The organism is Cellvibrio sp. KY-YJ-3, from assembly GCF_008806955.1.
In the GTDB taxonomy this organism is placed as follows: domain Bacteria; phylum Pseudomonadota; class Gammaproteobacteria; order Pseudomonadales; family Cellvibrionaceae; genus Cellvibrio.
On sequence record NZ_CP031727.1, the window covers coordinates 2,537,904 to 2,551,034 of the forward strand.

General features: G+C 48.3%; 10 protein-coding genes. 7 read left to right on the plus strand and 3 right to left on the minus strand.

What is annotated here, in order from left to right:
- Nucleotides 1-62: 62 nt before the first annotated feature.
- Nucleotides 63-764: a hypothetical protein gene (locus tag D0B88_RS10745; protein ID WP_040392187.1), complete on the minus strand. Its 702-nt coding sequence runs from the start codon at nt 762-764 to the stop codon at nt 63-65.
- Nucleotides 765-969: 205 nt separating this feature from the next.
- On the opposite strand from D0B88_RS10745, the gene D0B88_RS10750 reads away from it, so the two are divergent.
- The 3 genes from D0B88_RS10750 to D0B88_RS10760 are packed head-to-tail and all read left to right on the plus strand — an operon-like array spanning nt 970 to nt 4,173.
- Nucleotides 970-2,118 (plus strand): 4-phosphoerythronate dehydrogenase, encoded by a 1,149-nt coding sequence (locus tag D0B88_RS10750; protein WP_151057084.1) that lies wholly within the window; start codon nt 970-972, stop codon nt 2,116-2,118.
- Nucleotides 2,111-3,250 carry an ATP-NAD kinase family protein gene (locus D0B88_RS10755; RefSeq protein WP_151057086.1) on the plus strand — a complete coding sequence of 380 codons (1,140 nt, stop codon included), beginning with the start codon at nt 2,111-2,113 and terminating at the stop codon, nt 3,248-3,250. Before D0B88_RS10750 ends, D0B88_RS10755 begins: the two co-directional genes overlap by 8 nt.
- Nucleotides 3,250-4,173 carry a class I SAM-dependent methyltransferase gene (locus D0B88_RS10760; RefSeq protein ID WP_151057088.1) on the plus strand — a complete coding sequence of 308 codons (924 nt, stop codon included), beginning with the start codon at nt 3,250-3,252 and terminating at the stop codon, nt 4,171-4,173. The genes D0B88_RS10755 and D0B88_RS10760 overlap by 1 nt, the downstream gene beginning before the upstream one ends.
- A gap of 63 nt (nt 4,174-4,236) precedes the next feature.
- Here D0B88_RS10760 and D0B88_RS10765 read toward each other — a convergent pair whose 3' ends face one another.
- On the minus strand, nt 4,237-5,451 hold the full coding sequence (locus D0B88_RS10765) for a pyridoxal phosphate-dependent aminotransferase (protein ID WP_007642433.1): 1,215 nt from the start codon (nt 5,449-5,451) through the stop codon (nt 4,237-4,239).
- A 96-nt stretch (nt 5,452-5,547) separates the two neighbouring features.
- On the opposite strand from D0B88_RS10765, the gene msrB reads away from it, so the two are divergent.
- From msrB to D0B88_RS10785, 4 genes are all read left to right on the plus strand, one after another.
- Nucleotides 5,548-5,949 (plus strand): peptide-methionine (R)-S-oxide reductase MsrB, encoded by a 402-nt coding sequence (gene msrB / locus D0B88_RS10770; protein ID WP_007642428.1) that lies wholly within the window; start codon nt 5,548-5,550, stop codon nt 5,947-5,949.
- Between the two features lie 336 nt (nt 5,950-6,285).
- On the plus strand, nt 6,286-7,338 hold the full coding sequence (locus D0B88_RS10775; RefSeq protein ID WP_225318332.1) for an efflux RND transporter periplasmic adaptor subunit: 1,053 nt from the start codon (nt 6,286-6,288) through the stop codon (nt 7,336-7,338).
- Between the two features lie 11 nt (nt 7,339-7,349).
- Nucleotides 7,350-10,466 carry an efflux RND transporter permease subunit gene (locus D0B88_RS10780; protein ID WP_151057090.1) on the plus strand — a complete coding sequence of 1,039 codons (3,117 nt, stop codon included), beginning with the start codon at nt 7,350-7,352 and terminating at the stop codon, nt 10,464-10,466.
- Nucleotides 10,467-10,630: 164 nt separating this feature from the next.
- Complete coding sequence (locus D0B88_RS10785) at nt 10,631-11,323, plus strand: LamG domain-containing protein (protein WP_225318333.1); 693 nt, start codon at nt 10,631-10,633, stop codon at nt 11,321-11,323.
- Nucleotides 11,324-11,401: 78 nt separating this feature from the next.
- On the opposite strand, the gene D0B88_RS10790 is transcribed toward D0B88_RS10785, so the two are convergent.
- Nucleotides 11,402-13,129, minus strand: a complete 1,728-nt coding sequence (locus D0B88_RS10790; RefSeq protein WP_151057094.1) for a proline--tRNA ligase — start codon at nt 13,127-13,129, stop codon at nt 11,402-11,404.
- Between the last annotated feature and the right edge of the window lie 2 nt (nt 13,130-13,131).

A 13,131-nucleotide genomic window follows, 5' to 3' on the forward strand; every position in this document is an offset into this window, starting at 1 on the left:
TTTTTTTAAGCAGTTACAGCCTTGATGCATTGACTATTTTTTGTCGCAAGCTATCGATCTTTTTATTGCAAACCGTCTACCAGTAAGGAAATAGCGGCCATTGCTTCGGGATCTTCTGCTTTGATCTTGTTTGCTATCTGATGCTGGAAGAAGTAACGGAAATTGTCACTGGCTTGAGCCTCGTAAAGTGAGTCATCGCCTGGTAATACAGGTGTACTGACTACTTTGGTTGGGTCACTGATCATGGCGTATACACTACCGTCGTAATGCAGGCTCCAACTCACCACTTCAACTAGCGTCAAGCGCTTGCTATCCGCAGTTGCCAATACAGCATGAGTACCAATAGTGTCGGGCAATTCCTGAATAACGTCATCGCCACTTTCACACTCTACTTCGTAGTATTCTGCCGCAGTCTCAAGCTCAATCACTTTATGCATTGGTGCTTCAAAGAACAGCTCATCAATACCCGGATCGTAATATCCTTCCCAGTGACCGTTAAGTGGGTCGCACAGATCGGGGCAGGGAACAATATCGTTTAACCAAGGCACAAGCCCAACCACTTCACCATTGGCACGCAGGCCCCAGCAAAGGATTTTAAGGCTGTAGAGTTTGTCGGAGCTGGTATCGTTGGAGTAGAGCATTTCCAGCCCATCCAATTCAGGAGAGAGGCGGATAAAACGCTCGTCGTGCAGCGCGGAGTAAGTCTTCTTCGTGAAGAGATCAACCACATTATCCATGTTGTGGCCTGTGTGCGAGGTCTTCATAATACCACCCCCTAAAGTGAGGCGAGTCACCGCTTTGCAGCGATGCCCAGACGACGGTTTTAAGGTCACCATCACTATATAAGGTATATGCTAAATCCCCAAAGCACAACCGCTATGGGTAAAAATTTTATTCCATCGATTTATGTCAGGCTGATTTTTAAGCATTCTGAATTTATAACCCCCGGTTTCCGATAAGTGAGTTCTTATGAAAATAGTTGCGGATGAAAATATCCCACTGGTTGATGCGTTTTTTAGTCCTTTGGGGGAGGTGGTTCGGTTGCCGGGGCGCACTATGTGTGCGGCAGACGTTAAAGATGCAGATGCGTTAATAGTTCGCTCTGTAACCAAAGTAAATTCAGCTCTGCTAGCGAGCAGCAAAATTTCATTTGTTGGTACTTGCACTATCGGTGTGGATCATTTGGATCAGCAATATTTTGCTGAGCAATCCATTGCATGGTCGAGTGCACCGGGCTGCAATGCCAACTCGGTAGTTGAGTATGTTTATGCTGCCTTGTGTCATTTAAATATCAATTGGTTGCCCGTGACTTTCGGCATTATTGGCTGCGGTAACGTAGGTGGGTTGCTGTATAAACGCCTTAAAGCGCAGGGCGTTCAGGTGCGTTGTTATGACCCCAACCTCAGCCTTGCGCAAAACCCTGACCTCACCAGCCTGGAGGCGGTGCTGGCATGTGATGTGATTAGTATGCACACACCGTTGGTAACTAGCGGCTCTCATCCGAGTTTTCATTTGTTGGGTCGCACGGAATTGCTGCAACTAAAACCCGGGGCGGTGTTAATTAATTGCGGGCGCGGTCCGGTAATAGATAACCAAGCCTTGTTGGATGTATTAAATGAGCGTGACGATTTAAATGTTGTGCTGGATGTGTGGGAGCCCGAGCCGGATATTTCACTGGAGTTGCTCGATAGAGTTTTGCTCGGTAGCCCACACATCGCTGGTTATAGTTACGATGGAAAATTAAACGGCACAGAAATGATTTATCAGGCGTTGTGTCAGCACATCGATAAAAAACCAGATACTTCGCTCGCGCAATTAGTTCCGCCACTGGAAAATAATGTACTGACAGTTGGTGAAACACTGGTGCAACGTGGCGATATTTTTCAAATCGCCCAAGCTCTGATTAAACAGGTTTACGACATAGCGGCCGATGATGCTCGCCTGCGTGATCTTGCCCAACAAGCGCGTTGTGGCGAAGCAAATTTTGCCGAGGGTTTTGATGCTTTGCGTAAGCATTACCCCAAGCGCCGCGAGTTCCACAATTACCAGCTTGCCCTCAGTGGCATCAGTGCTGCTGATAGACAGTGGCTGCAAGTGTTAGGATTTAACTGTGTTTAAACTCGGTGTGATTATTAACCCCTACGCTGGTTTGGGCGGTAGTGTCGGTTTAAAAGGTTCCGATGGTGAGGCAATTCGCTCTGAAGCTTTTGCGCGCGGCGCCGAACAGCGTGCGCCAGCGCGTATGCAGCGCACCCTGGAAAGCATTAGTGAATTAAATCAGCAAATCGAAGTTATTTGTTTTGCGGGCGATATGGGTGAAGTTGCGGCAAAAAATGCCGGTTTTATTCCGCGTATTATCGGCGTCGCAAAAAATAACCCAAGTGAAGCGGAAGATACTTGCGCCGCTGCGCAGGCGCTGATGAATGAACAGGCAGATTTGATTTTGTTTGCCGGTGGCGATGGTACCGCACGTTTAATTGCCGATGTGGTGGGGATAGCCCAGCCAGTATTAGGGGTTCCCTCCGGGGTAAAAATGCACTCAGGTGTCTATGCAATTTCGCCTGAAGCCGCGGGGGAAATTCTTAAACAATTGTTGACTGGCAAGCTGGTCAATATTGCCGAGCGCGATGTAAAAGATATAGACGAGGAAGCGTTTCGCAACGGCCAGGTGCGCGCGCGTTTTTACGGCACTTTGTTGGTGCCGGAGGATTCACAGAATCTACAGCAAGTAAAAAATGCCGGAACCGAGCGCGATGAATTGGCGCAGCTGGATGTTGCCCAGGAAATGATCGATCAATTGCAGCCAGATACCCTGTATTTGGTTGGCCCAGGTTCAACTACCCATTTATTTTTGCAGGAGCTGGGGCTTGAGGGTAGTTTGCTGGGGGTAGATTTATTACTTAATAATAAATTAATTGCGCTGGATGTCAGCGCACCACAAATAGTGCAGCAGCTCGACAACTTTACCGGCCAGGTAAAAATAATTATTACCGCGATTGGTGGTCAGGGGCATATTCTCGGACGTGGCAACCAGCAATTTACGCCGGCGATTGTGCGGCGCATCGGCAAAGACAATATTTACATTATTGCCGCGCGTGGAAAAATTCTGGCGCTCGATGGTCGCCCCTTGTTAGTAGATACCAATGATCCGCAGTTGGATAAACAGCTGGTAGGTTATTGGCCCGTGATTACCGGTTATCGCGATACGATTATCTACCCAGTGGGTTATACAACAGAAGGTGCAGGTTAATGCAAATTATTGTGGATCGCCTTGCACTGCTTGCGGAAAAAATTCGCACCGCAACAGATATAGATAGCCATCGCGTATTTCATGGCCGTGGCCGCTGTTATGCCGGGTTGGAATTTGTCACAGTGGATTATTTTCAACCTGTTATTTTAATAACTTTATTTGTAGCGCCGCCTGCCGCCTGGTTGGAGCAATTCATTCTTCAAATACAGCCGCTCTTTAATAGTAAACACACGGTGCTGCTGGTCCAGCATCGCTATTTGCCACAAGCGCCCAGTGAACTTATATCGGGTGAGTTACCCGAGGTGATTTATGCGCGTCGCCGTGGTTCGCTATTTAATTTGCATTTGGCGCAACAACAAAACAGCGGTTTTTTTCTGGATATGGAGCCGGGCAGGTTGTGGCTGGAGCAATACGCCAGCAACCGGCGTGTACTGAATTTGTTTGCCTATACCTGTGCCTTTTCTGTAGTGGCTATTGCGGCGGGTGCAGAAAAAGTCGTGAATGTGGATATGAGCAGCCCGGCATTAAATTTGGGGCGCGCCAACCACCAGTTAAATGGCTTGGCAAAAAATAAAAGTGAGTTTGTGGCGGAAAATATTCTTAAATCCTGGAGTCGGGTTAAAAAGCCCGGGCCTTATGATTTGGTGATTATTGATCCGCCCTCCTACCAAAAAGGTAGTTTTATAGCGGAAAAAGATTACGCCAAGGTGATTCGCCGCTTGCCGGAATTAATGCCTGAGGGAGGTTTGGTACTGGCTTGTTTAAATGCGCCGGAGTTGAGTGAGGGGTTTTTAAAGCAGCAGTTTAATGAGCAGTGCCCACAGGCGGTATTTATTGAACGGTTACAGCCCCATGCAGATTTCCCCGATGTTGACCCAGAGCAGCAACTGAAACTGCTGATTTATAAAATTCCCACTGCGTAAACTGCAGCCATAAAAAAAACCAGCGCGCAGCTGGTTTTTTTATGGCTGCGATTTTACTGTCAATTATTGCGAGTAGCGCGACAGGAAATCGCCAAAACGATGGATGGCTTTGGTCAGGTCATCTTCACGCGGCAGGAACACTATGCGGAAGTGATCGCGATTGGGCCAGTTAAAGGCCGTGCCTTGTACGAGCAATACTTTTTCCTGAATCAAAAAATCCAACACCATCTGTTGGTCGTCTTTGATTTTGTACATATCCAAATCAATTTTTGGAAAGAGGTACATGGCGCCGCGTGGTTTTACGCAAGATACGCCGGGAATATCGGCCAGCGCATTCATCGCTGCATCGCGCTGATCGCGCAAACGACCGCCGGGCACAATTAATTCATTGATGCTTTGATAGCCGCCCAGCGCGGTTTGCACAGCGTACATAGCCGGCACGTTAGCGCATAAGCGCATGGATGCCAGCATTTCCAAACCTTCTATATAACTGCGCGCACGGTGTTTGGCACCGCTGATCACCATCCAGCCGGAGCGGAAACCGGCAAGGCGATAGGCTTTGGACAGGCCGTTAAAGGTGACGCAGAGTACGTCCTGCGCCAGCCTGCCCATAGGGATAAACTCGGCGTCATCGTAAAGAATTTTGCTGTAAATTTCATCGGCAAAAATAATCAGGTTGTGGCGGCGCGCCAGTTCTACAATCGCTTCCAGCACCGCTTGGCTATAGACCGAGCCGGTGGGGTTGTTGGGGTTAATCACCACAATACCGCGGGTTTTATCGGTGATTTTGCTCTCGATATCAGCGAGGTCGGGGAACCAGTCGGATTGTTCATCGCACAAGTAGTGACGTGCTTTGCCGCCCGCAAGATTCACGGCGGCAGTCCAGAGGGGGTAGTCGGGCGCGGGCACCAGAATTTCATCGCCGTTGTTAAGCAATGCCTGCATGGCCATCACAATTAATTCACTTGCGCCATTGCCGAGGAAAATATCTTCAATTTCCACGCCCGGCACTTGAATGCGCTGGCACTCTTGCATAATCGCTTTGCGCGCAGCAAACAGGCCTTTGGAGGCGGTGTAGCCCTCGGCGTTGGGCAGGTTGTAAATAACGTCCTGAATAATTTCATCGGGCGCCGCGAAACCAAAGGGGGCGGGGTTGCCAATATTCAGTTTAAGAATGCGGTGGCCTTCTTCTTCAAGGCGGTAAGCGTGCTCCAGTACGGGGCCGCGAATGTCATAACAAACTCCATTGAGTTTGTCGGATTTCTTAATCGGGTTCATTTGCAGTAAGATGCCTTGGATGCGGTCGTGCGTGATTGCGGTGGAAAAACACCCAAATAATCGACCTTAACTAGTTGATCTGTCAAGGAAATCCTTATGGCTGATAACGAAAAATACAACGACGACCATTGGCGTGAAAAATTAACGCCGGAGCAGTATCGCATTTGCCGTGAAAAGGGCACCGAGCGCCCCTTTACCGGTGAGTATTGGCAGGAATTCAGCGCGGGCGATTATCGCTGCCGCTGCTGCGGGGAATTGCTGTTTGATGCAGGCACCAAGTTTGACGCCGGTTGCGGCTGGCCCAGTTTTTACGCACCGGTCAATAAGGTGGCGATTCGTGAATACTTGGATACCAGTCACGGTATGCATCGCACTGAAGTGGTTTGCCGTCATTGCGATTGTCATTTGGGGCATGTATTTACCGATGGGCCTGCACCTACCGGCTTGCGTTACTGCATTAATTCTGCGTCGATTTTTTTTGTGCCCAGCGCAGCGTAATTTATTGCCAGTGCCGCCCGGCACTGGCTTTGTTTTTTCTTCCACACCTTGGATTCTGTTGATTAATCGTCTCTAAGCGTCTGATTTTGTAAACAAATGTTAAATTTGTCTGTTCACCTTGTGCGCTTCACATCCTTTGTTCATCTTGCTACGTATCGGCATGTCACATTGCATTCAAACACTTACTTTACTGGGTGTCGCGACCATACTAATTAAACTTCTGCGATACCTTTCTCCGGGGAGAAATCTATGAGAATCCTTATGCCGTGCAGGACTCGCGGTGCTTTTTTAACTTCACTGTGCATGTCAATGACCTGCGTTGTGTGGGGTGCTTTTGTGCTCACTGCAAACGCCCAACCAGCGGCGAGCGCTGCGACGGAAGTGATTGTGCAAGCAGCAAGTACAGCGCAGCTCACGACCACAATTGAAGCGCTAGGCGATTTGCGTGCGAATGAAACAATTACTCTCACCTCCAATGAAACCAAAAAAATCACCCGTATTAATTTTGACGATGGTCAGCGTGTCGAGAAGGGCCAGATTTTGGTTGAAATGACCAGCCGCGAAGAGTCAGCGCTGCTTGAAGAAGCGCGCTTCAATACCGATGAAGCCAAGAAGCAACTTGATCGTGTGCGCGAATTAGCCAAGCGTGGTGCTGCTTCGCAGTCAGAGCTTGATCAGCGCATCCGCGAATTTGAAGCAGCGCGTGCACGTTACAACGCAACTGAATCGCGCTTAAAAGATCTCGTTTTGCTTGCGCCGTTTTCTGGTGTGGTGGGCTTGCGACAAGTCAGTGTCGGTGCGCTTGTGTCGCCAGGTAATATTATTACCACCCTGAACGATGACTCTAAAATGAAATTGGATTTCACTGTGCCAGCTATTTACCTGCGCAGTTTGGCCACCGGGCTACCCATTGTGGCGAAGAGTCGTGATTTGGGTAACAAGGAATTTCAAGGTGAGGTAGTCAGTATTGATAACCAGATTGATGAAGTGACTCGCGCCATCAAAGTGCGTGCACTGTTGGACAATAAAAATCATGAGTTGAAACAAGGCATGTTAATGCTGGTGGATTTAAAAGCGGCATCGCGTACAGCATTGGTTATTTCTGAATCCGCTTTGGTGCCTTTGGCCAGCAACAATTTTGTATTCGTGTTGCAGGATGCAGAAAATGGTCCGGTGGTGGAGCGTCGCCAAATTACCATTGGTGAACGCTTGCCTGGCTCTGTGGAAGTGCTGAGTGGATTAAATCCGGGCGAAAAAATTGTGACGCATGGTTTACAAAAAATTCGTCCGGGACAGAAAGTGCAAGTTCTTGCCGAAGAAAAACCTTTTGCGGAACAGACGGGTGAGGCATTACACCTGTCTGACTTAATTAAATCCAAAAATAACTGAGGGCCACCATCATGATGCTCTCGGATATTGCTATCAAGCGCCCGGTATTTGCCTCGGTGCTGTCAATTTTATTAATCGCGTTCGGCATAGTTGCCTTTGAGCGGCTGACCTTGCGCGAGTATCCCAATATCGATCCCCCTGTTGTATCTATTCGCACTAATTACCCCGGTGCTGCTGCCAATATTGTTGAAACCAGAGTAACCAAGGTTATTGAGGATCGTATTTCCGGTGTGGAAGGAATTCGCTACATAGAATCCTCCAGTGAAAATGGTGTTTCGAATATTGTGGTTCAGTTTGATACGGGCCATAACATGGATGCCGCCGCGAATGATATTCGCGATCGTGTAGCCCGTGCGTTGGGTAATTTGCCCGATGAGGCCGACCCACCCGAAGTGCAAAAAGTCAGCTCGGATGAAGACGTTATTCTCTGGTTTAATTTTGCCGGTGAAAATATGACTATGCCGGAGCTTTCTGATTACGCCCAGCGCTATTTGGTCGATCGCTTTTCGGTAATTGATGGTGTGGCGCGTGTGCGTATTGGTGGTGAGCAGCGCTACGCCATGCGCATTTGGTTGGATCGCCGTGAATTGGCGGCGCGCAATCTTACCGTCAATGATGTGGAGGCCGCGCTGCGCGCTGAAAACGTCGAATTGCCGGCGGGTAGTATTGAATCCCTGGAGCGACAATTTACGGTGCGCATGGCTCGCTCCTATCGCACCGTCGATGAATTCAGTCGCCTTGTGGTGCGGCGCGGTGAAGATGGTCACCTGACCCGTTTGGGGGATATTGCCAAAGTAGAAAAGGGCACCGAAGAAGATCGCAATTTATTTCGCGGCAACGGTGTAACCCAGGTCGGGATCGGTATTGTTAAACAATCCACTGCAAATACCATTGATGTGGCGCGCGGTGCAAAACTCGAGCGCGACAAAATTAATGCAATTTTACCCAAAGGCATGAGTCTGGAAGACAGTTATGACAGCTCGGTATTTGTAGAGCGCGCTATTCACGAGGTGTACATCACGCTCGCCATTGCGATTGGTTTGGTGGTGTTGGTTATCTATTTATTTTTAGGCAGTGTCCGTGCCATGTTAGTGCCTGCGGTTGCTGTACCTGTATCCATTATTGCTACCTTTACCGTGCTTGCTGCCTTGGATTTTTCAGTCAATATGTTCACGCTGCTTGCGTTGGTTTTAGCAATTGGATTAGTGGTAGATGATGCGATTGTGGTACTGGAAAATATAGTCCGGCATATTGAAGAGAAAGGCAAAACACCTCTGCTCGCAGCGGTTGATGGAACACGTGAGGTGGGTTTTGCGGTAATCGCTACCACACTGGTGTTGATTGCCATTTTTGTGCCTATTATTTTTCTCAAGGGCGATATAGGGCGATTGTTTTCCGAGTTTGCCATCACCATGGCCGCCGCAGTTGCCTTCTCATCGCTGATCGCACTTACTTTATCGCCGATGATGGCGTCCAAGGTACTCACCCGCAATGAAAACAAAAATAATCTGGTTGAGAAAATTAATCAGGGAATGTTGCGTTTGCGTTTGCGCTATCAGGATTCCATCCGTTTTTGTTTGCGTCATACCAAACCAGTTATCGTTATTTTTGCACTGCTCATTTTGGCGATGTTTTATGTAATTAAAACTTTGCCATCTGAATATGCGCCGCGCGAAGACAGGGGAACTTTTTTTGTCATGGTGAATGGCCCGGAAGGTGCCAGTTATGCCTACATGGAAGAGTACATGACGGAGATTGAGAACCGCATGATGAAATATGTGGAGGCCGGTGAAATCAACCGCTTGATGGTTCGTGCACCACGGGGCTTTGGTGCCGTAGAAAGTTTTAACTCCGGCATGATCATTGCCGTTATGAATGATTGGAGCGAGCGGCGCGGTGCATTTGTGGTAATGGAGGAAATCCGGCAAAAGTTGGCAGATTTACCGGGCGTGACCGCGGCGCCGGTAATGCGACAGGGGTTTGGCTCGCAAGCGCAAAAACCGGTTCAGTTCGTGCTGGGTGGTGGTACTTATACCGAGTTGGCTCAGTGGCGCGATATTTTGCTGGAGAAGTTAGAGGAAAATAACCCCGGCTTAACCGCAATCGATTGGGACTACAAAGAAACCAAACCACAAATAGAAGTATTGATTGATACGAATCGTGCAGCGGATTTGGGAGTTAGTGTCAATAATATCGGGCGTACACTGGAGGCGATGTTGGGCTCGCGCCGTGCGACAACCTACATCGATGATGGCGAAGAGTACGATGTAATCATGCAAGGTGAACGCCATGAGCAGCGCACCACTACCAGTTTGCAAAATATGTATGTGCGCTCTGAACGCAGCGGGGAATTAATTCCCTTGGCAAATTTGGTCACACTAAAAGAAGTTGCCGATGCCAGCCGTTTGAATCGTTACAACCGCATGCGCTCATTAACAATAGAGGCGAATCTGGCTGACAATCTCGCGTTGGGTGATGCATTGGCTCATTTGAATGGTCTGGTGCGTGAGCATCTACCGGCAACTGCGGTGGTGGATTACAAAGGTTTATCGCGCGATTTTCAAACTGCAGGCAGCTCGGTAATGTTTATTTTCCTGCTCGGTATTTTAATTACCTTCCTGGTGCTGGCTGCCCAGTTTGAAAGTTATGTGCATCCTTTTGTAATTATGCTGACGGTGCCGTTGGCTATTTTTGGCGGTATGCTGGGGCTGTATGTTACTGGCTCCAGTCTTAATCTCTATTCACAAATCGGATTGTTAATGCTCGTGGGGCTCGCTGCTAAAAATGGTATTTTAATCGTTGAGTTCGTCAATCAGTTGCGCGACCGTGGCGTTGAATTTCATGATGCACTGCTCGAAGCATCATCAGCCCGTTTGCGTCCGATCCTAATGACCAGCTTAACTGCAGTTGCCGGTGCAATTCCTTTGGTTATTTCATCGGGAGCCGGTGCAGAAACGCGTTTTGTGATCGGCACGGTGGTGATCGCGGGGGTAATAGTTGCCACTGTTTTGACTTTGTTTTTGGTGCCTGTGGCTTACAGCTTGCTTGCGCGCAATACGGGGTCACCCGGTGATGTAGCTCGTCAGCTAGTTCAGGATCAGGCGCATTACAGTGGCGAAGACGATTAAATAGTTATTGCGTCAGGCGATAAGGGCGATATTGACTGGTCAGTATCGCCCTTATTCGTTAGTATCTACCTCACTATAAAAATGATTTATTTTCGGCAATTTCGTTAACCCTTTTTGTCAACTCCCTACCATGAGGAGCGGCAATGGTATTGCTGCAGATTGCTATGAAATTTTCTTTATTATTAACAATTCCCTGTGTTGCTTTTTTATTTGCCTGCACAAGTACAGTACCGTCAATTACACCCAATAATAATGTTGCCTTGTGGCAAGTGAATTCGCTAGAAACTATCGCCGGCGCAAAAGTAAGTATTTCTGGTGATCCTGAGTTAGTGAAAAGCAGGCAGGATCAGGTGGTGCGTTTTGATGGCGATGGTGATCGTTTATTGGTGGATGCCAATCCATTAGGTGACGCACAGGAATTTACCATTGAGATTTTTTTTAACCCCGCCGATGCCTATCCCAATAATCTGGAGCCGCGTTTTTTTCACATCGAAGCGGAGGATAATCCGAATCGTCGCATTACCATCGAGTTGCGTTTGAATGATAAAAAACAGTGGTATTTGGATGCCTATATTAAATCTGAAACTTCCCAGTTTACCTTGATAGACCCAAATAAGGTTCATCCAATAGGGCAGTGGGCTCATGCTGCAGTGACTTATAAAAATGGCGAATTTGTGTCTTACGTAAATGGAGTGCGTGAGCTAACCGGGCAGGTGGAATATTTACCCATTGCTGCGCATGCTAAAACCTCTATCGGTGCGCGCATGAATCAAGTGCATTGGTTTAATGGTGATATTGCCTGGGTGAAAATTACATCAGCAGCATTACCGCCAGAGGCATTCACGCTGACCAAATAGAGTTGCGACACCAAAAAAAGCCGCTGGTGCATTGCTGCAGCAGCGGCTTTTTTTAACGGAGAAAGTTCCAGCAAAAAATTACAGTTGGATTTTTGCTTTCAAGAACTCAACAATGTCTGTTGCTGGAATTTCTTGTTTTTCTGCGTCGCGACGGCCTTTGTATTCGATATTGCCCGCTTCCAAACCGCGGTCGCCAATCACAATGCGATGGGGAATACCCATCAAGTCGGTATCTGCCAGCATCCCGCCCAGACGCGCTTTTTCGTCGTCCATTAACAATACATCAAAACCAGCGTTAGTTAACTCGGCGTACAGCGCTTCACTCTTGTTGGCGACTGCTGCGGATTTGCTGATATTGATGGGCACTATGGCAATATGGAAAGGTGCAATTGCATCTGACCAAATGATCCCATTGTCATCGAAGTTTTGTTCGATGGCAGCTGCAACCACACGAGTTACACCAATACCGTAACATCCCATAATCATGGTTTGCTCTTTGCCATTTTCATCCAGTACTTTGGCTTTCATCGCTTCGGAATATTTAGTGCCGAGTTGGAATATGTGGCCCACTTCAATGCCGCGCTTAATTTCCAGTGTGCCCTTGCCGCAAGGGCTCGGGTCACCTGTGACTACGTTGCGAATATCAGCAACCAATGGCGCTTTTTCATCGCGCTCCCAGTTTACGCCGGTGAGGTGGAAACCGTCTTTATTGGCGCCACAAACAAAATCGGCAAGGTGGGCAGCAGCGTGGTCAACAATTACTGGGATTTGTAAACCTACCGGTCCGATTGAGCCAATACCCACACCCAGTTCTTCTTTAATGCGACTTTCCGGTGCCAGCGTTAGTGGGGCCGCGATACCGGTTAATTTCTCTGCTTTGATCTCATTGAGTTCATGGTCACCGCGCAATACCAATGCTACCAATGGCTGGGTTTTATCGGCGCGTATTTCGCCTAATACAATGAGCGTTTTTACGGTTTGCTCGGGGCTGACCTTCAAGAATGCACACACTTCTTCGATGCTGTGTTTGCCGGGAGTCGCTACTTCTTGCAGCAGATGTTGCGGAGCAGGGCGTGTACCGGCTGGCGGCAGTGCTTCCGCTTTTTCAATGTTGGCAGCGTAGTCACTGGCATTGCTGAAGGCGATATCGTCTTCACCGCTGTCGGCCAGTACATGGAATTCGTGGGAAAAAGCACCGCCAATAGAGCCGGTATCGGCTAATACGGGGCGGAATTGCAAACCCAAGCGCGTGAAAATGCTGCAGTAGGTTGCATGCATCACATCGTAGGTTTGTTGCAGTGATTCAAAACTATTATGGAAAGAGTAGGCATCTTTCATAATAAATTCACGCGAGCGCATCACGCCAAAACGCGGGCGAATTTCATCGCGGAATTTGGTTTGAATTTGATAGAAATTAGCAGGCAACTGTTTGTAACTTTTTACTTCATTGCGAATTAAATCAGTGATGACCTCTTCATGGGTCGGGCCGAGGCAAAAGGGGCGGTCGTGACGATCGTTCATGCGCAGCAACTCGGGGCCATACTGCTGCCAACGACCTGATTCTTCCCACAGTTCCGCAGGTTGTACTACTGGCATCAAAACTTCCATAGCGCCGGATTTATTCATTTCTTCGCGGACGATTTTTTCAACCTTGCGCAGCACTCGCAGGCCCATCGGCAACCAGTTGTACAAACCGGATGCGGACTTGCGGATCATACCGGCACGCAACATCAATTTATGGCTGATGACTTCTGCATCTGAAGGGGTTTCTTTAAGAGTGGCAATTAAAAATCGACTGGAACGCATAG

Excerpts from the sequence above, each read along its gene's own strand:
- D0B88_RS10745 (WP_040392187.1), bottom strand. The coding sequence starts at position 764 with ATGAAGACCTCGCACACAGGCCACAACATGGATAATGTGGTTGATCTC.
- D0B88_RS10750 (WP_151057084.1), top strand. The coding sequence starts at position 970 with ATGAAAATAGTTGCGGATGAAAATATCCCACTGGTTGATGCGTTTTTT.
- D0B88_RS10760 (WP_151057088.1), top strand. The coding sequence starts at position 3,250 with ATGCAAATTATTGTGGATCGCCTTGCACTGCTTGCGGAAAAAATTCGC.
- D0B88_RS10765 (WP_007642433.1), bottom strand. The coding sequence starts at position 5,451 with ATGAACCCGATTAAGAAATCCGACAAACTCAATGGAGTTTGTTATGAC.
- msrB (WP_007642428.1), top strand. The coding sequence starts at position 5,548 with ATGGCTGATAACGAAAAATACAACGACGACCATTGGCGTGAAAAATTA.
- D0B88_RS10780 (WP_151057090.1), top strand. The coding sequence starts at position 7,350 with ATGATGCTCTCGGATATTGCTATCAAGCGCCCGGTATTTGCCTCGGTG.
- D0B88_RS10785 (WP_225318333.1), top strand. The coding sequence starts at position 10,631 with ATGAAATTTTCTTTATTATTAACAATTCCCTGTGTTGCTTTTTTATTT.
- D0B88_RS10790 (WP_151057094.1), bottom strand. The coding sequence starts at position 13,129 with ATGCGTTCCAGTCGATTTTTAATTGCCACTCTTAAAGAAACCCCTTCA.